This is a genomic window from Kitasatospora sp. NPDC087861 (assembly GCF_044742585.1).
In the GTDB taxonomy this organism is placed as follows: Bacteria; Actinomycetota; Actinomycetes; order Streptomycetales; family Streptomycetaceae; genus Kitasatospora.
The window spans coordinates 86,946-109,402 of record NZ_JBIUUS010000014.1; the positions used below are offsets into that span (position 1 = coordinate 86,946).

Genomic DNA, 22,457 nt, shown 5'->3' on the forward strand with positions numbered 1-22,457 from the left:
CCAAGCGCTCCGAGGTCCCAAGATGACCGGCACCAACTGGCAGAAGTCCAGCTACAGCGGGGCCTCCAACGAGTGTGTGGAGATCCGCACCGCCGACGGCCTGGTCGAACTCCGCGAGTCCGACGAGGGCCACCTCACCATCCACACCACCCCCGCCAACTTCGCCGCCTTCCTCCAAGCAGCCAAGGCCGGCGAGTTCGACCACCACGCCTAAGCTTGGCGTTTTACCTCGCCGGTCACTCGACCTGCTGATCTGCGCTTCTTCCCGAGACAACGGAGGCGTATGAGTCTCCCTCTCGACCCGCCCGTAGGCGAGGCATTGGGCGTGTTGTCCCGCTTTCGGGTTGAGTTCCACGACTGTCTGTACACCCGTGCCGACGCGCTCTTCGAGCTGACGGACGCGGTGCTGTGCGCGGACGGGCCGGTGAAGACGCTGGTCGAGTTGTCGCTCGCCCTTGAGCACCGGCGTGGGCACGGTGCGATGTACCAGGCGCTGGACCGGGGCTGGCTGGAGCCGGCGCGGCTGCGTCGTACCCTGGCCGGCCTGCCGCTGCCACGGCTCGCGGACGGGCGCATCGGCCTGGCCGTGGACGTCTCCAACTGGCTCCGCCCCGACGCCCCGACCAGCGACGAGCGACGAGCGACTGTTCTGCCACGTCTACGGCCGCGGCAGAAGCGCCGACCAGTTCGTCCCCGGCTGGCCGTACTCCTTCGTCGCCGCCCTGGAGTCCGGGCGTACGTCCTGGGTCGGGCTGCTGGACGCGGTCCGGCTGGGACCGGCCGACGACGCGACCGCCGTCACCGCGGCCCAACTGCGCGAGGTGGTCAACCGCATCATCGCGGCAGGCCACTGGCACCGGGGCGATCCGGACATCCTCATCGTGATGGACGCCGGCTACGACGTGACCCGCCTGGCCCACGTGCTCGCGGACCTTCCGGTCGAGGTGATCGGCCGACTGCGCTCGGACCGGGTCATGCTCCGCGACCCCGGCGAGCCCCGCTCCGGCCCCAGGGGCGGACGCCCGCGCCGACACGGCGGCGTCTTCACCTTCGCCAAACCCGACAGCTGGCACACCCCTGAAACGGCCACCAGCACGGACACCACCCGCTACGGAAAGGCCGAGGCCCGCGCGTGGGACCGGATGCACCAGCGCCTGCAAAAGCGCGGGCCGTGGCTCGACCACGAGGGCGAAATCCCTTTGGTTCACGGCACGTTGGTCCGCCTCAAGGTCGAGCACCTGCCCGGCGAGAGGGACGCGAAGCCGCTGTGGCTGTGGTCCTCCGCCACCGGCATCGACACCGAGCACCTGGACCGGATCTGGCGCACGTTCCTGCGCAGATTCGACCTTGAACACACCTTCAGGCTGATCAAGCAGACGCTCGGATGGACCGCCCCGAAGATCCGCCGCCCCGACACCGCGGACTTATGGACCTGGCTGGTCATCGTCGCGCACACCCAGCTCCGCCTCGCCCGACCGCTCGCCGAAGACCTGCGCCGGCCCTGGGAGAAACCCGTACCGCCGAACAGGCTCACGCCCGCCCGGGTCCGACGCGGGTTCCGCAACATCCGCGCGAAGACGCCCTGCCCGGCAGCCGTGCCACAACCGACACACCCAGGCCCCGGCCGCCCACCCGGTACGAAGAATCGCAGGCCGGCGCCCCGTTACGACGTCGGGAAGACCGTCAAACGCGAACCCACGCTCGAAGCCCACCTCGCCAAGATCGCAGCGGCAGCTTAAAAAATCAAGCTTAGTGGTCGGTTCCGGAGGTCCTTCGGGGGTTGATCAGGCAGCCAGGGCGACGGAGGATTCTTCTTGTCGGTCGGCGGGTGTGTGTCGGTCGAGCCGGGCCAACAGATCGTCCAGGTCGGAGGTGGTGAACCTCCACTGGAACGGCTGTGCCGTGGCGTTGTAGCGGTCTTCGAATGCCCGGAGCCGGTCCCTGACCTGGGTCAGGTCGGTGAAGTCGTTGGGTCGGACGACCTTGCGCTGGACGACGGAGAAGTAGATCTCGATCTGGTTTAACCAGGAGGCGTGCACGGGGGTGTGGACCATAACGGCGTTCGGAAACCTGCTGGCCAGGCGGTCGATAGCCCGCCGGCCGCGGTGGGAGGAACCGTTGTCGACGACCCAGAAGACGCGTTACGCGCTGGCGTAGGGCTCGATGGTCATGACCTGCTCGACCAGATTCATGAACGGGACGATGCCGGTCCTGGGCTCGCACCGGCCGAGGACCTTGGCCTGGTGGACGTCGTAGGCGGCGAGGTAGGCCAGCGCGCCGCCACGGCCGTACTCGTGGTTGACGCGCATCGCCCGGGCCCGGCCCGGGGCCAGGGTCGGGTGGCAGCGGCAGCGGGCCTGGACGGAGGTCTTCTCGTCGCTGGAGATCACGTACTCGCCCTCGCCCAGCGGGACACCATCGAACGTGCGGGCGTAGAGGTCCAGGACACGCTGGGCCCTGGCGCGGAAGTCGGGGTCGCGGATGAAGATCCAGGACCGGTACTGCCAGGGCTTGAGCGCGTCCTCGCGCAGCCAGCGGCGCACCGTGGACGCGGAGATGCTGTCGGTGATCCCGCGCGCGGCCAGCTCGGCGGCCAGCTCAGGGCACGACCAGCGCGACAGCGGCACGCCGCTCTCGGCGGGTAACTGGCAGGCCAGCGCCTTGGCCTCGGCGACCTGCACGGGCGTGAAGCGGGCGGGGCGCCCGGAGCGCCTGCGGTCGGCCAGGGCCGGCAGCCCGCCGTCGGCGAATCGGCCGCGCCAGGCACGGACCGTGTCCAGGTGCAGGCCCGTCTCGCGGGCGATCCGCGCGTTGGAGCGCCCCCGCGCCGCGCGCAGGACGACCTGCGCGCGCATCCGCAGCCGGTACTCGGTCTTGTGGCCGTAGGCCATCTTCTTCAACCGCTCGCGCTCGGCAGCGGTCGGGAATATCGGGCGGGCCGGGGCAACGGGCATGGCAGGCGGGCCGATCGGGAGAAGTGGATCAGACGGGTCGCAGCCTGCCGCATCCGCTGCCGGGGCGATCCGGCAGGATGGCGGCCATGCCCACGATGCCGGAGTACACCCAGCTGTCACTCGCCCAGCGGCTGACCGAACACGCCCGCACCGCCTGGCCGCAACTGACGGATCTGCACATCCGCCACCGCGGGCAGTTCGCCTACGTGGAAGGCGAACTGCCCGACGGCGAACGGGTCAAACTGATGCGCCTGCGCTACAGCGGCACCGCCAGCCGATGGGGGCTGGCTTCGCCCTCTACTACGCCAGCAGCGACCGCTACGAGGACTCCCTGCTACCTGCCGGCACCTTCATCGGCACCCCCGAAGACGCCCTCGACTGCGCCTGCCAGCTCCACCTCGCCGGACCCGAACTCTGACCAAGCGGAAGACACTCCAGTGACTCCGGAGTCGACCACTTAGCGGCGGGGTCCGACAGCGGCGGGCGAAGGCTCCCGGGCCGCACTGTCAGGTCGTCAACTCCTCTTACCCTAGCCGCCTGCGACTCTGCACGACAAGGGCGACGATCTCCTCGGGCAGTTCGTCGTCCACCGCGATCCGGACCTCCGTCACCGTGCCGGGCCAGTCGGCGATCAGGTCGTTGCTCAGCGCGTCGTTCTCCATGGCGGCCATGAGTTCGCCCGCCCGGACCGTCTGTCCGGGCACCACCAGGACCTCTGTCACACACCACGGGACGCCCATCTTGGGCGTCACTACGAACTCCACCGGCCCGAGCTCGCGCCAGACCGGGGGCGTCGGTGGCCCGCCGATTCGCTGCTCGACCAGGTCCAGAGCCATCCCGGTGCGTCGGGCGAAGTCGGAGTCGTCCGCGAGGTGCTCACGCAGCAACGGCCCGACCGCGCGGGCATCGCCCAGCCGGGCCAGCGTCTCCACCGCCTCGGACCGCATCGCAGGGTCCGCCAGGCACCCGACGACGGCCTCCGTGTGCTCGGCGGACCCGTTCTCGGCCAGACCGAGCAACGCTCGGAGGCGGAACTCCGGGCTACCGGACCGCAGTTGGCGCTCCAGGAACGGCAGCGTCCGCGGGTCCCTGACATACGCGAACGTCTCACGGGCCAGCAGCGATTCGAGCGAGGGGTCGTCCGCCAGCGCGTCGAACAACCCATCCGGGAAAGCCTCCGCCAGGAGAATCTGCAGCGAGGCGGGGCGCCGGTACTCGTCCCGGTCGCGGCTCACGATCTCCGCCAGGTCCCAGCTCTTCTCCGCCCGGCCCGCGAGCACGTCGAGGAGTCGGCGAAGGCTCACCGGTCCGGCAGCCACCAGGTCGTCCAGGGCGCCGCCGTCCCCGTGCATGTAGCGCGCGAGGAGGCTGTCGATCCCGTCGGTGGTCAAGTCCATGGAAGTCATCCGGCTTTCGGTGGATCAGCGGGTCGCGGTAGGTGTCCGGGCAGTCTCTCGCGGCCGCCCGAGTGTTCAACCTGGTCGAGCAGGTCATGACCATCGAGCCCTACGCCAGCGCGTAACGCGTCTTCTGGGTCGTCGACAACGGTTCCTCCCACCGCGGCCAGCGGGCTATCGACCGCCTGGCCAGCAGGTTTCCGAACGCCGTCATGGTCCACACCCCCGTGCACGCCTCCTGGTTAAACCAGATCGAGATCTACTTCTCCGTCGTCCAGCGCAAGGTCGTCCGACCCAACGACTTCACCGACCTGACCCAGGTCAGGGACCGGCTCCGGGCATTCGAAGACCGCTACAACGCCACGGCACAGCCGTTCCAGTGGAGGTTCACCACATCCGACCTGGACGATCTGTTGGCCCGGCTCGACCGACACACACCCGCCGACCGACAAGAAGAATCCTCCGTCGCCCTGGCTGCCTGATCAACCCCCGAAGGACCTCCGGAACCGACCACTTAGGTTCCAGTGCAGTTGAGCACAAAAGGAGCCGAGGCCTTGAGGCCTCGGCTGGCGGCACTACTTGGAGCACTTGACTGGGGGTCAAGGGGTCGCGGGTTCAAATCCTGTCGTCCCGACGTTAGAAGCCGTTGTCGTACCGATCATGGAGTCTGTCGATCGAACGGGGGTATCGTTCGGGTGACCGCGGAGCGGTAGGCGCATAGAGGCAGGGCCTCTTGGTAGGTCGTAGGTTGCGGAAGGCGGGGAGCCCAGCGCCGCTACCACCCACCGACACCGCCTAGCGCTTGCAGTGTTCGTCGGGCTCGTCGTCACGCTGCGGCTCCAGCCGGCGCAGTCGGAGGCAGTGCCGTTCCGGGGCCCGCTCCGGGCCCTCCAACCATGGCTCTTCTCTGGGAAGTTCGACGCGCGAAATCAGGGACTTGTCGGGGGTTCACCCGGATACAGCGCCCCACACCAGTGGGAAAGAATCGCCGCCATGAAGGCAACCCGGCGAGTAACCAGATACGCGGTGAGCTTCGCCACCGCCGCGGTGATCATCCCTCTGAGCGTGTCAGCCTCAGCTGTCGCGGCACCCGCCGCGCCACCGCTGACGGCCTTGAGTACGCCGACAGCCCGGACGGCGAGTGCGTTGTTGTTGCCGAGGCCGACCGGACGGTACGCGGTCGGTCGCGACACACTGCACCTCGTCGACCCGCGACGCACCGATCCCTGGGTACCGCAGTCGGGGCCGCGACAGTTGATGGTGGACCTCTACTACCCGGCCGTCGCCGGCAGCGGCACGCCCGCTCCGTACATGAGCACCGCCGAGGCAACGGCGTTGATCAACTATGCCGGTCTGTCCGGGCCCCTCGCACCGACCACCCTCGCCGACACCCGTATCTGGACCCGTGCCAACGCGGTGCCGGCCCGGGGCCGTTATCCGCTCGTCGTGCTGTCCCCTGGTTTCACGGTGCCCCGTTACACCCTCACCGCTCTCGCCGAGGAACTGGGCAGCCGAGGATTCGTGGTGGCGACCGTCGACCACGCCTACGAATCGGCGGCCACCCGGTTCCCCGGCGGTATCCTGCCCTGCGCGGCGTGCGACGAGTACGACGCCGGCACCATCACCCAGGCGCAGGTCGCCGCAGGCCGTGCCCAGGACGTGTCCTTCTTGCTCACCGAACTCACCGGTCCGCACCCGGTATGGCGGTATGCCGACCTCATCGACCCGGCGAGGATCGGCATGGCCGGCCACTCCATCGGCGGTGACGCGACCCTGGCCACCATGCTCGCGGACCGACGGGTGCTGGCCGGCGCCGACCTCGACGGCCCCATCACCCCACCGGTTCCCGCGACCGGCATCGACGGCCGTCCGGTCCTGCTGATCGCAGCCGCGGACCCGAGCAGCCCGGACATTGTGCCGACCTGGACCAGCAGTTGGCCGGACCTGAACGGGTGGAAGCGGTGGCTCACCGTCGCCGGCGCGGACCACTACACCTTCACCGACCTGGACTACCTGATCAACGAGAGCGGTGTGCTGTCCATCCCGAGCGCTCCCAGGTCGATCGCGATCACCACCAGCTATGTCAGTGCCTTCTTTGAACGCCAACTCAAGGGAGTCTGCGAGCCGTTGCTCAACGGTCCCAGCCGGGACTTCCCCGAGGTGACCTTCACCAGTTCTTGACCGGTCTCGATCGGGCGGCCATGGGGCGGTCGATGCATGAAGGCAGGGCCTCTTGGCAACTCGGTGGGTGTCGAAGCCAGACCGAGAAACCAGGAGGCCATGGTGCTGCAGTCTTCCGTGTCGGTGCCCGTGGAGTCCAACTCGGCCCACCGCTCGTGCGATTGCCTCGCTCATGTGTACGGGAACGCGGCCGATCGTCCTGACCGCGAGCGCCGGCGCAGCGACGATGCCTCGGGGTTCACGGTACTGCCGAAGAGGTGGCTGGTGGAACGGACGTTCGCGTGGCTGATGCACTCACGCCGCCTGGCCCGGGACTACGAGGCCCGCACCGACACCTCCGAGGCGATGATCCGCTGGTCGATGGCCATGGTCATGAGCCGCCGCCTGGCACGTCGGGGATGCTGAACCGGCCCGGGCTCTCCTCCATCAGCCAGCCCCGAGCCACCAGGCGCTTCGCCTTCGACCGCACCCCTTCGACCTTCGCCGGAACCACCTCCAGACCCAGCACGCCGGCGAGCTGCTGACAACTCATCGCCGCCTCGTCACCGGATCGCCGGCGGTCGGCCAGAAGGTTCACGATCCGTTGGTAGTCCGGTGCCAGCACGGCCGCGTTCAACCCGTCCTGCCACACCGGCACGATCGAACCGGCCACCACAGCCCGGACGGGCTGCTGCGCGGCCGGCCCGGAGGGATTGTCCTCGACCGTCTCAGCGGCCTTCGGCCCGCGTGGTTCGGACAGGACCTGATCAACCCGGAAAGACAACGTCTTCTAACCACCAACCCAACAGCCCCTCGCTGTCCCGTCTCACATGATCTGGTCCGTGGCCGCCGCTCTGCCGTGCAGCGACCAGACCATCTGAGACGGTCAGAAGATCCGGATCTCAAGGGAAGTGGTCTCTTGGACATGTTTCCCTCTCTGGACCCGTGCAGGTCTGCACGGGAAAAATCACGCGCGACCCATCAGGTGCGGCGTCAAGAATGGACTTATGGTCCATCAGATCGCCGTACCCCACCCTGACGATGCCGCCCCCGTGGGCCGGATGCAGCTGCGGGCCTGGCTCCAGACCTACCCCAACGAACGAGCGGGGATCGACGAGGCGTGGATCCGCGAGCACCGAGGTCCCACGGTCACAGCGGAGGGCATTGCCCAGTGGCGGGTGTTCATCGAGGAGGCTGTGCGACAGCCGGATCTGTTGTTCTGCCGTGTCGTCCGCTCCGGGGCGGAGATCGTCGGGGTTCTTTGCGGTCGCCGAGACGAGGTGGTCACCCTCGGACCGATGTATCTGCTGAACGAAGCCCAGGGCCAAGGTATCGGCAGCCAGCTGATGGGCGAGTTCCTGGTGTGGGCGCAGGATGCCCGCATGCTCCTGTGGGTGACCGACTACAACGAGAAGGCGATCCGCTTCTACGAGCGGTACGGTTTCAGGACCACAGGTGAGCGTGAGCTCTGGCGAGGCAGGCTGCCCAATGTGCGCATGGCCCGGGCGCCGATGCCGCGCGGCAAGATCACCTGAGACGCCACACGATTCGGACCAGTTCGTCTGAGACTGGTGAAGTCGCCCTACCAGCTCCTCCGATCGGCCACCCTCAACCGGATCGACCCGCGCAGGAGGCCGAGGACGCCCGCTCCTCATACCGGCCGGAGTCACGGCGAAGGGCGCCAGCCATACGGCTGGCGCCCTTCGCCGTTCTCAGCGGGCGTCCCGCCCGGAGGCGGCCTGGTAGCGGAGGCCGTCCATCAGGAGGTCGAGGAGGCGTTCCATCCGGGCGTGGTGCTCGGGGGTCGTCGCGGCCAGGGACAGGCCGCTGAGGCTGAACAGCACGTCGTCCGGCTCGACGTCGGCGCGCAGCACGCCCGACTCGGCCCCGGCGCGCAGGAGCTGGGTGATCGCGGCGGTCAGCATCGCGCGGCTGTGCGAGAAGGGGTCGCCCCCGGAGGCGATGAGCGCGCGCAGCGCGTCGGACATCCCGCGCTTGGTGGTCATGTAGCGGACGAAGCCGTCCATCCAGGCGCGCAACGCGGCGTCGGGTTCCCTGCCGTCCTGGAGCTCCGTGGCGGAGTCGCACAGCTTGGCGAGTTCGCTGCGGTAGACCGCCTCGACGAGTTCCTCGCGGGTGGCGAAGTGGCGGTAGAGGGTGCCGATGCCCACGCCGGCCTCCTTGGCGATCGCCCCGAGCGTCGCGTCCGGCCCGTCCTGGGCGAAGGCCCGTGCGGCCACTTCGATCAGTCGGTCGCGGTTGCGGCGCGCGTCGGCGCGCAGCGGCCGGGGGTCGGCGGTGGTCACGGCTGGTCCTCCTCGGGTTGCAAGCGGAGGTTCCTCCGCTTAACCTGAGGACATGCGGAGGGCCCTCCGGTTTCCACTCTACCGGCCGCACCCTCCCGCGCACCCCAGCTCCGGTCACCCAGCCAGACGGGAATGATCATGAACGCCACCACCCCGCGCCTCACCACCTCCTTCGGCGCCGAGTCCACCGCCGCCGAGGTCGTCTCCGGCATCGACCTGACCGGCCGCCGCGCCGTCGTCACCGGCGGAGCCTCCGGCATCGGCGTCGAGACCGCACGTGCCCTCGCCTCGGCGGGCGCCCAGGTCACCCTCGCGGTCCGGAACCTCGACGCCGGGGCCCGCACCGCCGAGGACATCACCGCGACCACCGGCAACAAGGACGTCCGGGTCGCGCCGCTGGACCTCGCCGACCAGGCCTCCGTCGCCGCGTTCGTCGCCGGATGGGACGGGCCGCTGCACATCCTGGTCAACAACGCCGGCGTGATGGCCTCGCCCGAGCTCCGCACGCCGGAGGGCTGGGAGCTCCAGTTCGCCACCAACCACCTCGGGCACTTCGCGCTGGCCACCGGCCTGCACGCGGCCCTGGCCCGGGACGGCGGCGCCCGCGTGGTGGCCGTCAGCTCCAGCGCCCACCACCGCTCCCCGGTCGTCTTCGAGGACATCCACTTCCGCGAGCGCGCCTACGAGCCCTGGTCCGCCTACGGCCAGTCCAAGACCGCCAACGTCCTGTTCGCGGTCGAGGCCGCCAAGCGCTGGGCCGCGGTCGGCATCACCGTCAACGCCCTGATGCCCGGCGGCATCCGTACCGCCCTCCAGCGCTACGTCTCCGAGGAGGAGCTCGACCGGCTGCGGGCCCAGGCCGCCGACGGCGCGGAACTGCTGTGGAAGAGCACCGAGCAGGGCGCGGCGACCTCCGTCCTGCTCGCGGCCTCACCGCTGCTGGAGGGCGTCAGCGGCCGCTACTTCGAGGACTGCAACGAAGCCGTCCGCGGCGAGCTCAGCGCACGCAACGGCGTCTCCGAATACGCCCTCGACCCCGAGGCGGCCGCCCTGCTCTGGCAGGTCTCGCACGACACCCTGGGCAGCCACGACTGACGGTCCTCGGCAGAACGCTCCGCGCCCCCGCCTCGCGGGGGCGCGGGGCGCGGGACGTGCCCGGTACCGTCACGGTCCCGCGACTGCGTACAGCAGAGTGCCGGTCACCAGCGGGCTGTCGCCCGGGTACTCGGGGACGCCCGCCGCGGCCAGGTCCTCCGGCGTGCCCCGGAAGACGAGGCGGCCGTCGGCGAAGAGCACCACATCGGGGCAAGCGGCACGTCCCCGCACCCCCTTCGATCGATCACTGGAACGCGGCCACCGTAAAACCTCAACTCCCCTTGAGCTCAAGGCCGGCACGGAAGGCGGGAGGACGGAGGACTGGCTCTCGCGGGGGATCGTGATCGTCCGCACGGTCGACGCACCCCCGTCCCAGGTCCGGCGATCGTGGAAACATGCCGATCAGACGCCCCGCCCTCCCGCTCGGCGACACCGAGCGCCCCGTCCCCGCCTGGGCCCTCCGGCTCGCCAAGGCCCTGCCGTTCGTCGTGCTGCCGCACTGCCTGTGGCGGCTGCCGTTCGCCGTCGACTTCCGGATGGGCATGCTCGACCCCGCGGCCCCGGCGGCCGTCCCCTGGTGGAGTCCGTTCTACGTCGTCGGGCTCAGCGTGCTCACCGAGGCGCTGGCCCTGCTCACCACCGGCCTGGTGAGCAGGTGGGGCGAGGTGGTGCCGCGCTGGATGCCGTTCGTCGGCGGCCGGCGGGTGGTGCCGCTGGCGGCGGTGGTCCCGGCGGCCGTGGGCGGCCTGGCCCTGGTCGCATTGTTCGACCTGTACCCGCTCGCCTGGGCGGGTGTCCTGCCCGAGGTGGGGTTCGCCAACGGGTGGTGGACGGCGCTGGCCCGGGTGTGCATCACGCCGGCGATGCTGTGGGGGCCGATCGTCCTGGCCCTGGCCTGGGCCTACCACCGGCGCCGGCGTGCTACCGGGCCTGGACCGTCCGCGCCAGCAGGGATATCTCAGCCGCTACCGCCTCCGGCTCGGCCGCGACGGTGACCTGGGCGACGTCGTCCAGCCCGGGATGCGTGCCGACGCGCACCGCCCGCTCCGCGTTCCGCAGCAGGTCGAAGTCGTTGATGTCGTTGCCGAACGCCGTGTACGCGCCGATGTCCATCGACGTCAGGGCCTCCCACTTCGTCGTCGAACCGGGCGCGAAGTCGATGATCGCCTCGTCGAGGTGGTGGTTGACCATCAGCCCGAGCCCCCGGCCGGCCTCGGCGAGTTCCACCATGTCCGACGCCTCGACGACCAGGAACTTCACCACCTCGGGAAGCTCGACCAGCTCCACCCGGCTCGCCAGGCCGCCCTGGTCGACGCGGCTCCGGATCGGGTGGTCCACCGGCCCCGTGTACGCGTAGTCCCAGGGGCCGTCCGCGAGGTAGCCCGCCTCGTACCGCGCGACCGCCGCCATCAGCCCGCCCAGCGTCGCCGGTTCGAACACGGCCCGGGCCCGCACCTGCCCGTCGACCGACACCAGGCTCCCGTTCCCCCCGATCAGCATCGCGGACGGGAAGGCGCCGTCGAGCACCGGCAGCATGTCCCGCACCGGCCGGGCCGACGCGAAGACCACCTGGTACCCGGCCCGCTCGCACTCCCCGATCGCCGCCAGGATCCGGCCGTCGATCGTCCGCCCGTCGAAGCAGAGCGTGCCGTCGAGATCGAAAACCACCGTGCGGGTGCGAAGGTTGACCATTCCCGGATGATATCCGCCCGCCCGGAGCCGACGACGCGCTCCCACCACGCCGTCCCCGGCACCCTGTCGACGGCGATCGCTACCCCCGGAGACCCGGCTCGCCCCCGACGACGTCCTCGGCCCCGGCCACCCGCTCAGGAATCCAGCTCGCCGAGGAAGTCCAGCGCGACCGCCCAGGCCCGCTCCGCCGCCTCGGCGTCGTAGTCGGCCAGCTCGGCGTCCGTGAACAGGTGCCCGGCGCCCCGGTAGCGGTGCACCTCGACGTCGGCACCGGCCCGCCGCATCCGCAGGTACCAGGCGTTCAGCCAGTCCTCGGTCTCGAACGGGTCCGGCTCGGCGACGTGCAGCTGCACCGGGATCTCGGTGGCCGCGTCCTCCCGCAGGTCGGAGGTGCCGTGCAGGAGCAGCAGCCCGCGGGCCTTCTCGTCGGCCAGCGCGAGGTTCTGGGCGAGCGAGCCGCCGAGCGAGAAGCCCGCGTAGACCAGACCGCCGTCGGACAGCGGAGCCGCGGCGGTCACCGCCCGGCGCAGCAGCTCCTCGCTGCCGCCGACCTCCTCCTGGTACGCCAGCCCGGCCTCGATGTCGTCGAAGGTCCGCCCGTCGTACAGGTCCGGGGTGTGCACGGTGTGCCCGGCGGCGCGCAGCCGGTCGGCGGCGGCGTGCACGGCGGGGCGCAGCCCGAGGGCGGAGTGGAAGAGGACGATCTGGGCCACGGTCGGGGTCCTTCGGCAGCTGAGGGCGGGTACTCCCCCATGATCTCGCATGACTCGGCGTCCCGGCTTCCCCGGTCCGCCCGTCTCGGGGACCGAGCCGGACCACTCCGCGACGGAACGTCAGTTCACCTGATTTACCTATGCTTTACTAACCGGTAACCTGCCGGACGTGAACGATCTTGTCCATGACATGACCTCCGCCCGCCCGTGCCGCCGCCAGGTGCTGAAGGCCGGCGCACTGGCCGCCGGAGCGTCCGCGCTCCCCCTCGCCCTCTCCACCCCCGCCGAAGCCGCCCAGCCCGCCGGAACCCCCGAAGCGACCCCCCGCTTCCTCCACGGCATCGCCTCCGGCGACCCCCTCCCCGACGGCGTCCTGCTCTGGACCAGGGTGACGCCCCGCCCCGAGGCCGTCCCCGGCTCGGGACTCGGCCCCGACACCGAGGTCCGCTGGGAGCTGGCCGCCGACCAGGCCTTCACCCGCATCGTCGCGAGCGGCACGGTGACCGCCACCGCCGCCGCCGACCACACCGTCAAGGCCGACGTCCGCGGCCTGACCCCGGACACCCCCTACTGGTACCGCTTCACCGCCACCACCGGTACCGGCACCACCGTCTCCCCCACCGGCCGCACCCGCACCACCCCCGCCACCGACGCCGCCCTCGCCCGGCTCCGCTTCGGCGTCGCCTCCTGCGCCAACTGGGAGGCCGGCTACTTCTCCGCCTACCGCCACCTCGCCGCCCGCGGCGACCTGGACGCCTTCCTCTTCCTCGGCGACTACATCTACGAGTACAAGACCGGCGAGTTCTGCGCCCGCGGCACGGTCGTGCGCCCGCACGCCCCCACCCACGAGATCCTCACCCTGGCCGACTACCGGACCCGGCACGGCCAGTACAAGACCGACGAGGACCTCCAGACCCTGCACGCGAAGCTCCCGACCATCGCGATCTGGGACGACCACGAGTTCGCCAACGACGCCTGGTCCGGCGGCGCCGAGAACCACACCCCGGGTGCCGAGGGCGACTGGGCCGACCGGATGGCCGCCGCCAAGCAGGCCTACTTCGAGTGGATGCCCGTACGGCCGTCCATCGCCGGCACCACCTACCGCCGCCTGCGCTACGGCAGGCTCGCCGACCTGCACCTGATGGACCAGCGCTCGTTCCGCTCCCAGCAGGCCAGGACCGGCAGCGGCGCCGTCGACTCGGCCGACCGCACGATCACCGGCCGCGCCCAGCTGGACTGGCTGAAGGCCGGGCTGTCCGCCTCCGACACCACCTGGAGGCTGATCGGCAACGAGGTGATGATCTCCCCGGTCGCCTTCCTCTCCCTGCCCGACTACCTGCTGCGCCCGCTGGCCAAGCTGCTCGGCCTGCCCGGTGAGGGCGTGGCGGTCAACCCCGACCAGTGGGACGGCTACACCCACGACCGCCGTGAACTGCTCGGCCACCTCAAGGCGAACGGCATCACCAACACCGTCTTCCTGACCGGCGACATCCACTCCGCCTGGGCCGGCGACGTCCCGAACGAGGCCGCCACCTACCCGCTGTCCGGCAGCGTCGCCACCGAGTTCGTGGTCACCTCGGTGACCTCGGACAACGTCGACGACCTGCTGAAGGTCGCGCCGCAGACCGTCTCGCTGGCGGCCGCCACCGCGATCAGGACCGCCAACCCGCACGTCAAGTGGGTCGACCTGGACTCGCACGGCTACGGAGTCCTGGACATCACGCCCGAGCAGACCCAGATGGACTACTACGTCCTCTCCGACCGCACCCGCAAGGACGCGACCAGCAGCTGGACCCGCTCCTACCGCACCCGCACCGGCACCCAGCGAATAGAGCGCGCGGACGCCCCGGTCACCTGACGCCCACCCGGGGCCTAGGACACCACGTCCTTGCGCGCGAACCCCCGGAAGGCCAGCGCGAGCAGCACCGCCGCGTACGAGAGCGACAGCGAGACGCCCTGCACCATGCCGCCCCACTCCAGCTGTGGCTGCAGGGCGTCCGCCCACGCGTACTGCCAGTGCGCCGGCAGCCACTCCCGCAGGTCCCCCAGCGCCGTGACGGCGTCCAGGACGCCGGTGATGATCGACGCGAACACCGCCCCGCCGACGGCGCCCAGCGGCGCGTCCGTCGCCGTCGAGAGCCAGAACGCCAGTGCGGCGATCACGATCTCACTCAGGAACACGAACGCCGCCGCGACGGCCAGCCGGGGCAGCGCCTCCCCGGCCGAGAGGGTGGCCCCGGCGGGCAGCTTCAGGTCCCCCCAGCCGTACGCGGCGGTGCCGACGAGCAGCCCGATCGCGGGCAGCATGACCACCGCCACGGCCGAGAACGCCAACCCGACCGCGAACTTGCGGGCCAGCAGCCGGGCCCGGGGCACCGGCGCCGCCAGCAGGTAGCGCAGCGAGGACCAGCTGGCCTCGGAGGCGACCGTGTCGCCGCAGAACAGCGCGACCGGGATGACCAGCATGAAGCCGGTGCCCACGAACAGCATGGTGGCCGCGAAGTTGGGCCCGGAGGCGGTGGCCAGGTCGATGAAGGTGGTCCGGTCGGCCCGGCTCGGGGTGCCGCCGATCTGGAACGCGGCCAGGAGGACGAACGGCATGGCGGCCAGCACCGCGCCGATCACCAGCGTGCGGCGCCGCCGCAGCTGCCGCATCGCCTCCACCCGCAGCGGCAGCGTCCGGCTCGCCCGGTAGCCCTCGGCGTGATCCGCCGAAACGGGCGAAACATTCGTCCTCACGCCGTACCTCCGATCAACGACAGGAACGCGTCCTCCAGCCGCCGCTGCGGCCCGGCGCTCTCCACCGGCACGCCGAGGCGCACCAGCTCGGCCACCAGTTCGCTGGCCGCCAGCCCGTCCAGGCGCACGAGCAGCCCGCCCTCGACGGCCTCCACCGAGCCGACCCCGGCCAGCGCGCCCACCTTCTCGACGACCGACTCCGACGGCGCGTACCCGGCCGGTACGCCGACGAGCAGCAGCCCGCCCGCGCCGACGATCTCGCCGACGGCGCCGGTGGTGATCAGCTGCCCGCGGTCCATCACGACCAGGTCGGTGCAGCTCTGCTCGACCTCGGCGAGCAGGTGGCTGGAGACGATGACGGTCCGCCCGGCCGCCGCGTACCGGATCATCACCTCGCGCATCTCGCGGATCTGCGGCGGATCGAGCCCGTTGGTCGGCTCGTCGAGGATGAGCAGGTCGGGCAGCCCGAGCATGGCCTGGGCGATCGCGAGCCGCTGCCGCATGCCCTGCGAGTAGGTGCGCACGGCGCGGTCGAGCGCCTCGCCGAGGCCGGCGATGGCCAGCGCCTCGTCGAAGCGGGCGTCCGCCTCCGGCCGCCCGGTGGCCTGCCAGTACAGCCGCAGGTTGGCCCGTCCGCTGAGGTGCGGCAGGAAGCCCGCGCCCTCGACGAAGGCGCCGACCCGGGAGAGCACCGGGGCGCCGGGGCGCACCAAGTGGCCGAAGATCCGGATCTCGCCCGCGTCGGGCCGGATCAGGCCCATCAGCATCCGCAGCGTGGTGGTCTTGCCCGCGCCGTTGGGCCCGAGCAGGCCGAGCACCTGCCCCTGCTCGACCCGGAAGCCCAACTCCTTGACCGCGTACCGGTCCTGAGCGCCCTTGTAGCGCTTGCTCAGGCCGGTGATCCGCAACGGCACACCGGCCAGCGCCGGGTCGTACGCCGGTCCGCCGGCCGCCCGCCGGCGGCGCCGCAGCCGGGGGACGAGGAGCAGCCCGGCGGCCACCGCCACGGCGGCCAGCGGCAGCAGCCAGGTGCGGGCGGGCAACGGCGCGGACTCGGTGACGAGCTGCTCGACGGTCGGCGCGGTGAGTGCCCCGGCCGGCGCGACCCGGTAGGTGGCGGGCTCGGCGGGCGAGGCGTACGCGAGGTCGGTGGCGGCCAGGACGAGCCGCAGCCGGTGCCCGGCCGGGAAGGTGTGGTCGACGGCGGGCAGCGCGACCGTGACGGTGCGGCCCGCGTCGGCCCCGGTCACCCGCAGCGGGGCGGCCAGCTGCTGCGGCAACACGGCCTTGCCGTCCGGGCCGACGTCGTACAGCTTGGCGAAGAGCACCGCGTCCGGCCGGTCGGCGCGCACCTGGACGGGCACGGTGGGCTGCCCGGTCAGGTGCAGCGGCCGGTCCAGCGGCGCGGAGTCGAAGGCGGCGTGCTGGCCGGGGAAGTCCAGTGACAGCCCGGCGCCGAGCGAGGCGGCCTGGCTGAGCGCGCCGATGCCGGGGAGGGTGGAGATCCCGGGCGGGGCGCCGCCGGGCGGGTTGGCGAAGGTCTTCTCGCCGCCGGCGAGTTCGACGCTGCGCGAGCCGGTTCCGCCGAGGCCCGGGTAGCTGTCGGCGGTGGCGCCGCGCAGGACGGCCTGGAAGCCGGTGGAGTCGACGCCGCCGGTGCGGGTGACCCGGAAGGCGGGGCCGGTGTCGGCGCTCCGGCCGCGCAGGCCGCGATTCTTCAGGAAATGGTCGAACCAGGCGGTCACCCGGTCGTCCACCCGGGCGCTGGTGTCGGTGCCGCCGTCGTGCCCGCCGGCGAACCAGTCCACCGAGACGGGCGCGCCGTTGGCGGCGACCGCCCGGGCGATCCGGTCGCCCTGGTCGAGCGGGAACAGCGAGTCCTGCTGGCCCTGGACGACCAGGGTGGGCGCCTTGAGCTGCGCGGCCACCGAGGACGGGCTGGAGCGATCCAGCAGCGCGACGGCCTCCGGGTCGGCGTGCCCGGCGGTGGCGACCCGGTCGTACATCTGGCAGAGCGACTCCAGGAACCGCCCGCAGCCGACCGGCCCGTCCTGCTCCGGCGTCGTCCCGCCGCCGCGCGGCGCGCCGCCGGAGGGGCCGAGGTCGCCCGCCGCGCCGGTGGTGAAGAAGATCCCGGCCCAGAGCTTCTTGAACACGCCGTCCACCGCGCCGGAGCCCTGGACGCCCTGCGGGAACAGCGCGTCGGCCAGGTTCCACCAGGTGATCTGGGTGGCCACCGCGTCGATCCGGTGGTCGTACGCGGAGGCGAGCAGCGAGACCGCCCCACCGTAGGAGGCGCCGGTGATGCCGACCCGGGGATCGCCGGGCCCGTCGAGCTGGACCTCGGGGCGCCCGGCCAGCCAGTCCACCAGGTGCTTGACGTCCTCGACCTCGCGGTCGGGCGCGTTGAGGCCGATCTTCCCGCCCGAGTGCCCGAACCCCCGCGCCGACCAGGTCAGCACGGCGTAGCCCTGTCGGGCCAGCTGCTGGGCGCGCTCGCGCTCGCCGTCCTTGGAGCCGCCGAAGCCGTGCGCGAGCAGGACCGCCGGGCGCGGGGTGGTGCCGGTGGTGAAGAAGGAGGTGTCCAGCTGGACCTGCTGGTCGCTGCCGGGGGTCTCCGGCATGGCGAGGAAACGGTCCTCCTGCTGGACCGCCTGCTCACCGCCGGACGCCATCGCCGCCGTACCGAACCCGGCCACCGCCACCAGGGCCACCGCCCCGGCCAGCACCTTGCGCCGCACCGACGTACCCCGGCCGCGCCACCGGCGCCACGCCCCACCGAACTCCATGGGGGCTGATCGTATCGGCCGCCCGGGTAGGCGTCCGATAAGGGCGCCGACTCCTTCGTCCGGTTCACCCCGGTACGCCCGGGTATGGTACGGCGTACCCTCCGCCTCCCCGCCCGAGAAGGTGCCCGTGCTCTGGCCACTGATCGCCCTGTTCGCCACCGTCGCCGCCACCCTGGTGATCGGCTGGGTCGTCGACCAGACGCTTCAGCGGGTCGCCGTCCGGCACCCCGAGGCGCCGGTCTGGGCGCTGCTGCGCCGCTGCCGCATCCCGCTCCAACTCACCGTCGCATCAGCCCTGTTGCTCGCCGCCGACCCGCTCGGGCGGATCTTCCACCAGCACGGCGGCGGCATCCACCACCTGGTGCTGCTGTTCCTGCTCGCCTCGCTCGGCTGGCTCACCGTCCGGGTGGTGGCGGCCGTCCTGGAGGCCGTGCTCAGCCGCTACGAGGCGGTCATCGACGACCCCTCCCGGGTACAGCGGATGAGGACCCAGATCGGCATGCTGCGCCGGGTGGCGGGCGCGGTCGTCGTCGTGGTGACCATCGCCGTGATGCTGCTGACCTTCTCCGCGATGCGCACCATCGGCGCCAGCCTGCTGGCCTCCGCCGGCATCATCGGCATCGTGGCCGGCATCGCCGCGCAGAGCACCCTGGGCAACTTCTTCGCCGGCCTGCAGATCGCCTTCGGCGACACCGTGCGGATCGGCGACACCGTGGTGGTGGACGGCCAGCAGGGCACGGTCGAGGAGATCACCCTGTCCTACCTGGTGGTCCGGCTCTGGGACTACCGGCGACTGATCGTCCCGGTCTCCTACTTCGTCAACAAGCCCTTCGAGAACTGGACCCGCCGCGACCCGGGCCTGCTCGCCGCCGTCCTGCTCCACCTCGACCACAGCACCCGGGTCGACGACCTGCGCGCGGCCCTGCGCACCCGGCTCGCCGAGAACCCCCTCTGGGACGGCGCCGAGTGGGCCCTCCAGGTCACCGACACCACCCCCAGCACCATCGTGGTCCGCGCCACCATGACCGCCCGCACGCCCGAGGACGCCGCCCAGCTCCGCTTCGACATCCGCGAACAGCTCATCGCCCACCTGCGCGACGAGCACCCCCACGCCCTCCCCCGCCTGCGCACCACCGAGGGCTGAGGCCGCCGACAGCGGGAACCGGCCCCCGGAAGGACGGGAATCCCCGCACCCCCACCGGGGGCACGGGGATTCCCGCAACCAAGCGCCTTACAGCACCCGCGTCATCGTCCGATGCGGGATCCCCGCGTCGTCGTACTCCGGGCCCTCCGCCAGATAGCCCAGCCGCTCGTAGAACCCCAGCGCCTGCACCTGCGCGTGCAGCTCCAGCTCGACGGCCCCGCGCTCACGCCCGGCGGCCTCGATCGCCCGCACCAGTTCGGCCCCGAGCCCGGTCCCCCGGGCCGCGGACACCACCGCCAGGCGCCCGAGCAGCACCCGTCCCGCGACACCCCCGGTGAGCTTCAGCGCCTGCTCCCCGAAGATCAGCCGCCCGGTGCCGAGCGCGGCCCCGTCCGCTCCGACGGCCAGCAGGTGCACCGAGGTCGCGTCGTACTCGTCGTACTCCAGCTCCTCCGGCACGTTCTGCTCGACCACGAACACCTCGCGCCGCACCCGGCGCACCAGCGCCAGGTCCGCCGCGTCCCGCGCGACCCGGATGGCGGCCGTCATCTCAGCTCTCCGCCGAGATGACGTCGAGCGCCTTCTGCAGGTCGGCCGGGTACTCGCTGGTGAACTCGACCCACTGCCCGTCCGCCGGGTGCTCGAAGCCGAGCGACACGGCGTGCAGCCACTGCCGGGTCAGCCCGAGCCGCTTGGCCAGCGTCGGGTCGGCGCCGTACGTCAGGTCGCCCACGCAGGGGTGGCGCAGCGCCGACATGTGCACCCGGATCTGGTGGGTGCGGCCGGTCTCCAGCTTGACGTCGAGCAGCGACGCGGCCCGGTAGGCCTCGATCAGGTCGTAGTGCGTGATGGACGGCTTGCCGTCCTTCGTCACGGCCCACTTCCAGTCCGAGCTGGGGTGCCGCCCGATCGGCGCGTCCACGGTGCCGCTCAGCGGGTCCGGGTGTCCCTGGACGAGGGTGTGGTAGCGCTTCTCGGTGATCCGGTCGTGGAACTGCCGCTTGAGGTCGGTGTACGCGCGCTCGGACTTGGCGACGACCATCAGCCCGGAGGTGCCGACGTCGAGCCGGTGCACGACGCCCTGGCGCTCGGCGGCGCCGGAGGTGGAGATCCGGTAGCCGGCCGCGGCGAGCCCGCCGATGACGGTGGGGCCGGTCCAACCGGGGCTGGGGTGCGCGGCGACGCCGATCGGCTTGTCGACGAGCACGATGTCCTCGTCGTCGTGGACGATCCGCATGCCCTCGACCGCCTCGGCGACGATCTGCACCGGCGCGGCGGGAGCGGGGATCTCGACCTCCAGCCAGGAGCCGGCGGTCACCCGGTCCGACTTGCCGGCCACGGCGCCGTCGAGCGTCACCTTGCCGTCGGCGGCCAACTCGGCGGCCTTCGTCCGGGAGAAGCCGAACATCCGGGCGAGGGCGGCGTCGAGGCGTTCGCCCTCCAGGCCGTCGGGTACGGGGAGGCTTCGGATCTGCGCAGCGGTACTCACCCGTACGAGTATGCCGGAAAGGCGGCCCTCCCCCGCCCGCCGACCGCTCGGGCCTCCGTTACTCGGCCTTGCCGCCCTGCTGGTGGACGGTGCCGTCCGGGTTGCTGCCCCGGAAGGAGAGCAGCACCACGAGGATGCCGCCGCAGACGATCGCCGAGTCGGCGAGGTTGAAGACCGCGAAGTGCTGGACGGAGATGAAGTCGACGACGTGCCCGCGGAAGACGCCCGGCCAGCGGAACAGCCGGTCGGTGAGGTTGCCCAGCGCCCCGCCGAGCAGCAGCCCGAGCGCGATCGCCCAGGGCAGGCTGTACAGCCGTCGGGCGATCCGCCAGATCACCACGATGACGGCCGAGGCGATCATCGTGAACACGACGGTCAGCGCCTGGCCCATGCCGAAGGCGGCGCCGGAGTTGCGGATGACCTGGAAGGTGACGACGTCGCCGATCACCTTGATCGCCGCGTGGTTCTCCAGCCGGGCCACGACCAGCAGCTTGCCGCCGAGGTCGATCAGGAACGCGAGCAGCGCGACGACCATCAGCACGCCGATGCGCCGCGGGCCCTTCGGCGCCTCCGCCGCGACCGGGGCGGCCGCCTCGGTGGGCTCCGCAGGCTCGGTGGGCTCGGCGGGCTCGGCCACGGCCACCTCCACGGCTTCGGCGGGGGTCGGGACGGCGTCGTCCCGCGTCTGGGGGGAACCTTGCGTACTGATGATCCGCTCCGCTGCCGATGGAGCTCCCCCGGCCGGAGGTGGGGGAGGGTGGGCCCGTGGTCGCCGTACCGGACACCTCCGAACGGACGTGTCCCAAGGATCAGGCGACGTTACGGGGTCGAGCGTACGGCAAGCCCGACCCCCCGCGCCGCCCCGGTCGGCCGCTTCAGCGGCGTTCCTGCTTGGCCTTGCACTGCACGCAGAGCGTGGCCCGGGGGAAGGCCTGCATCCGGGCCTTTCCGATGGCCTGCCCGCAGGACTCGCAGGTGCCGAAGCCGACGCCCTCCAGCCTGACCAGGGCCCGCTCGGTCTGGGCGAGGCTGTCCCGGGCGTTGTTGGCCAGCGCGAGTTCGCTCTCCCGCGAGATGTTCTTCGTACCGGCGTCCACCTGGTCGTCGCCGGCTCCGTCGTTGGAGTCACGCATCAGGCCGGAGATGGCCGCCTCGGCCGCGTCGATCTCGTTCTGCAGCCGCTCCAGCTCGCTGATGAGCTCGGTGTGCAGTTCGTGGACCTCGTCGGTGGTCCACGGGTCCTCGCCGGGCCGGACCGGCAGCGTGGCCGGGTCCACCGACTCGGCGCCGCGCGGCACGGTGACGGTGTCGGTGCTGCTCTTCTGCCGTGCGGTAGTGGTCACGGTCCCCTCCCCTGGATCGGCCGCCACGGCCTTGCGTGCCCGCTTGGTGGCGGTACCCGCGCCGGTTGCCTTCTCAGCCATGGCTTCGACCCCATCTACGAACGAATCGAGCCGCCGGTTCCCGGCGGCCTCCAGTGCCGGAACGATAATCCCGATCAAAACCGGTCACAACATGACATACCGACGCCCCATGATGATCCCACCCAGGCAGCCGCCCCAGCCGCCACGCCCCGCGCGCTGACCAGACTTGTGCCCAGATCACCCCCGCCTAACCACCGCCGCGGCCCGCCCCGGAGCCTCCCGGCCGAAGGGTGCGGGCAAAACGATTTGGACAAACCGACTTGCCCGGCCGATACACTGGCCCTGCAAGGCGCAGATGGGACGAGTACCGACGTACGCAGCCACCAGCGACCCGGGGACGGTGCGAGCCCGGGGGTGTGCACGGCGGGAAGATCACCCCGGAGCCGCCGGAAGAACGGCCCCCCGCCACCGCGCGGGCCCGGCCCACTAGACCCGGCAGCAAGCCCAAACAAGAGGGCCGCACGCAGCATCGCGGCCAAGGAGGGTGGTACCGCGGGGCGGCTTGCCGTCTCGTCCCTCCGTCGGATCCCGTCCACATCCGCCGGAGGTATGACG

The 22,457-nt window shown here is 71.6% G+C and carries 21 protein-coding genes and 4 pseudogenes; 11 read left to right on the plus strand and 14 right to left on the minus strand.

Going from position 1 to position 22,457, the window contains the following annotated elements:
* The first annotated feature begins 22 nt into the window (after positions 1-22).
* Positions 23-214, plus strand: coding sequence for a DUF397 domain-containing protein (locus tag ACIOJE_RS20810; RefSeq protein ID WP_400777798.1), 192 nt, complete (start codon positions 23-25; stop codon positions 212-214).
* A gap of 69 nt (positions 215-283) precedes the next feature.
* Positions 284-1,739 (plus strand): annotated as a pseudogene (locus ACIOJE_RS20815) (NF041680 family putative transposase).
* A gap of 45 nt (positions 1,740-1,784) precedes the next feature.
* On the opposite strand, the pseudogene ACIOJE_RS20820 reads toward ACIOJE_RS20815, so the two are convergent.
* Both ACIOJE_RS20820 and ACIOJE_RS20825 read right to left on the minus strand, forming a co-directional pair.
* Positions 1,785-2,120: pseudogene (locus ACIOJE_RS20820) on the minus strand (IS630 family transposase); the annotation flags it as partial.
* 21 nt (positions 2,121-2,141) lie between these two features.
* A complete protein-coding gene (locus ACIOJE_RS20825) occupies positions 2,142-2,954 on the minus strand; it encodes an IS630 family transposase (RefSeq protein ID WP_280674407.1) in 813 nt (270 codons plus the stop codon).
* A gap of 277 nt (positions 2,955-3,231) precedes the next feature.
* On the opposite strand from ACIOJE_RS20825, the gene ACIOJE_RS20830 reads away from it, so the two are divergent.
* Positions 3,232-3,372: a hypothetical protein gene (locus tag ACIOJE_RS20830; RefSeq protein ID WP_280674408.1), complete on the plus strand. Its 141-nt coding sequence runs from the start codon at positions 3,232-3,234 to the stop codon at positions 3,370-3,372.
* Positions 3,373-3,478: 106 nt separating this feature from the next.
* Here the strand turns inward: ACIOJE_RS20830 and ACIOJE_RS20835 are convergent, their stop codons facing one another.
* Positions 3,479-4,351 (minus strand): HEAT repeat domain-containing protein, encoded by an 873-nt coding sequence (locus tag ACIOJE_RS20835; RefSeq protein WP_280674409.1) that lies wholly within the window; start codon positions 4,349-4,351, stop codon positions 3,479-3,481.
* 146 nt (positions 4,352-4,497) lie between these two features.
* Here ACIOJE_RS20835 and ACIOJE_RS20840 point away from each other — a divergent pair.
* The 3 genes and pseudogenes from ACIOJE_RS20840 to ACIOJE_RS20850 form a co-directional block, all read left to right on the plus strand.
* Positions 4,498-4,833: pseudogene (locus ACIOJE_RS20840) on the plus strand (IS630 family transposase); the annotation flags it as partial.
* A 511-nt stretch (positions 4,834-5,344) separates the two neighbouring features.
* Positions 5,345-6,532: an alpha/beta hydrolase family protein gene (locus tag ACIOJE_RS20845; protein WP_400777899.1), complete on the plus strand. Its 1,188-nt coding sequence runs from the start codon at positions 5,345-5,347 to the stop codon at positions 6,530-6,532.
* 213 nt (positions 6,533-6,745) lie between these two features.
* Positions 6,746-6,937: pseudogene (locus ACIOJE_RS20850) on the plus strand (transposase); the annotation flags it as partial.
* Here ACIOJE_RS20850 and ACIOJE_RS20855 read toward each other — a convergent pair.
* Complete coding sequence (locus ACIOJE_RS20855; protein ID WP_280674410.1) at positions 6,903-7,295, minus strand: hypothetical protein; 393 nt, start codon at positions 7,293-7,295, stop codon at positions 6,903-6,905. The pseudogene ACIOJE_RS20850 and the gene ACIOJE_RS20855 overlap by 35 nt on opposite strands.
* Positions 7,296-7,518: 223 nt before the next feature.
* Between ACIOJE_RS20855 and ACIOJE_RS20860 the strand changes: the two genes are divergently transcribed.
* Complete coding sequence (locus tag ACIOJE_RS20860) at positions 7,519-8,046, plus strand: GNAT family N-acetyltransferase (RefSeq protein WP_400777801.1); 528 nt, start codon at positions 7,519-7,521, stop codon at positions 8,044-8,046.
* A gap of 177 nt (positions 8,047-8,223) precedes the next feature.
* On the opposite strand, the gene ACIOJE_RS20865 is transcribed toward ACIOJE_RS20860, so the two are convergent.
* On the minus strand, positions 8,224-8,817 hold the full coding sequence (locus tag ACIOJE_RS20865; RefSeq protein ID WP_280674413.1) for a TetR/AcrR family transcriptional regulator: 594 nt from the start codon (positions 8,815-8,817) through the stop codon (positions 8,224-8,226).
* A 138-nt stretch (positions 8,818-8,955) separates the two neighbouring features.
* On the opposite strand from ACIOJE_RS20865, the gene ACIOJE_RS20870 reads away from it, so the two are divergent.
* Positions 8,956-9,912, plus strand: a complete 957-nt coding sequence (locus ACIOJE_RS20870) for an SDR family NAD(P)-dependent oxidoreductase (RefSeq protein WP_280674415.1) — start codon at positions 8,956-8,958, stop codon at positions 9,910-9,912.
* Between the two features lie 69 nt (positions 9,913-9,981).
* Here the strand turns inward: ACIOJE_RS20870 and ACIOJE_RS20875 are convergent, their stop codons facing one another.
* A complete protein-coding gene (locus ACIOJE_RS20875) occupies positions 9,982-10,113 on the minus strand; it encodes a hypothetical protein (RefSeq protein WP_280674836.1) in 132 nt (43 codons plus the stop codon).
* Positions 10,114-10,307: 194 nt separating this feature from the next.
* On the opposite strand from ACIOJE_RS20875, the gene ACIOJE_RS20880 reads away from it, so the two are divergent.
* Positions 10,308-10,907 carry a hypothetical protein gene (locus ACIOJE_RS20880; RefSeq protein ID WP_400777802.1) on the plus strand — a complete coding sequence of 200 codons (600 nt, stop codon included), beginning with the start codon at positions 10,308-10,310 and terminating at the stop codon, positions 10,905-10,907.
* Here ACIOJE_RS20880 and ACIOJE_RS20885 read toward each other — a convergent pair.
* Entirely contained in the window at positions 10,834-11,604 is a 771-nt protein-coding gene (locus ACIOJE_RS20885; protein ID WP_280674419.1) for an HAD family hydrolase, read from the minus strand. The two genes, ACIOJE_RS20880 and ACIOJE_RS20885, sit on opposite strands and share 74 nt — an antisense overlap.
* 134 nt (positions 11,605-11,738) lie before the next feature.
* Entirely contained in the window at positions 11,739-12,368 is a 630-nt protein-coding gene (locus ACIOJE_RS20890) for a dienelactone hydrolase family protein (protein WP_280674421.1), read from the minus strand.
* 139 nt (positions 12,369-12,507) lie between these two features.
* Here ACIOJE_RS20890 and ACIOJE_RS20895 point away from each other — a divergent pair, with 139 nt between their 5' ends.
* Positions 12,508-14,175, plus strand: coding sequence for an alkaline phosphatase D family protein (locus tag ACIOJE_RS20895; protein ID WP_400777900.1), 1,668 nt, complete (start codon positions 12,508-12,510; stop codon positions 14,173-14,175).
* Between the two features lie 14 nt (positions 14,176-14,189).
* On the opposite strand, the gene ACIOJE_RS20900 is transcribed toward ACIOJE_RS20895, so the two are convergent.
* Together ACIOJE_RS20900 and ACIOJE_RS20905 are read right to left on the minus strand one after the other, a co-directional pair.
* Positions 14,190-15,056: an ABC transporter permease gene (locus ACIOJE_RS20900; RefSeq protein ID WP_280674423.1), complete on the minus strand. Its 867-nt coding sequence runs from the start codon at positions 15,054-15,056 to the stop codon at positions 14,190-14,192.
* Positions 15,053-17,845, minus strand: a complete 2,793-nt coding sequence (locus ACIOJE_RS20905; RefSeq protein ID WP_400777805.1) for an alpha/beta fold hydrolase — start codon at positions 17,843-17,845, stop codon at positions 15,053-15,055. The genes ACIOJE_RS20900 and ACIOJE_RS20905 overlap by 4 nt, the downstream gene beginning before the upstream one ends.
* Positions 17,846-17,972: 127 nt before the next feature.
* On the opposite strand from ACIOJE_RS20905, the gene ACIOJE_RS20910 reads away from it, so the two are divergent.
* Positions 17,973-18,989, plus strand: a complete 1,017-nt coding sequence (locus ACIOJE_RS20910) for a mechanosensitive ion channel family protein (protein WP_280674427.1) — start codon at positions 17,973-17,975, stop codon at positions 18,987-18,989.
* A gap of 87 nt (positions 18,990-19,076) precedes the next feature.
* Here ACIOJE_RS20910 and ACIOJE_RS20915 read toward each other — a convergent pair whose 3' ends face one another.
* The 4 genes from ACIOJE_RS20915 to ACIOJE_RS20930 form a co-directional block, all read right to left on the minus strand.
* Positions 19,077-19,538 (minus strand): GNAT family N-acetyltransferase, encoded by a 462-nt coding sequence (locus tag ACIOJE_RS20915; RefSeq protein WP_280674429.1) that lies wholly within the window; start codon positions 19,536-19,538, stop codon positions 19,077-19,079.
* 1 nt (position 19,539) lies between these two features.
* Positions 19,540-20,478: an RluA family pseudouridine synthase gene (locus ACIOJE_RS20920; RefSeq protein ID WP_280674431.1), complete on the minus strand. Its 939-nt coding sequence runs from the start codon at positions 20,476-20,478 to the stop codon at positions 19,540-19,542.
* A 58-nt stretch (positions 20,479-20,536) separates the two neighbouring features.
* On the minus strand, positions 20,537-21,190 hold the full coding sequence (lspA, locus tag ACIOJE_RS20925; RefSeq protein WP_400777901.1) for a signal peptidase II: 654 nt from the start codon (positions 21,188-21,190) through the stop codon (positions 20,537-20,539).
* A 163-nt stretch (positions 21,191-21,353) separates the two neighbouring features.
* Positions 21,354-21,821 carry a TraR/DksA family transcriptional regulator gene (locus ACIOJE_RS20930; protein ID WP_280674435.1) on the minus strand — a complete coding sequence of 156 codons (468 nt, stop codon included), beginning with the start codon at positions 21,819-21,821 and terminating at the stop codon, positions 21,354-21,356.
* Positions 21,822-22,457: the final 636 nt, after the last annotated feature.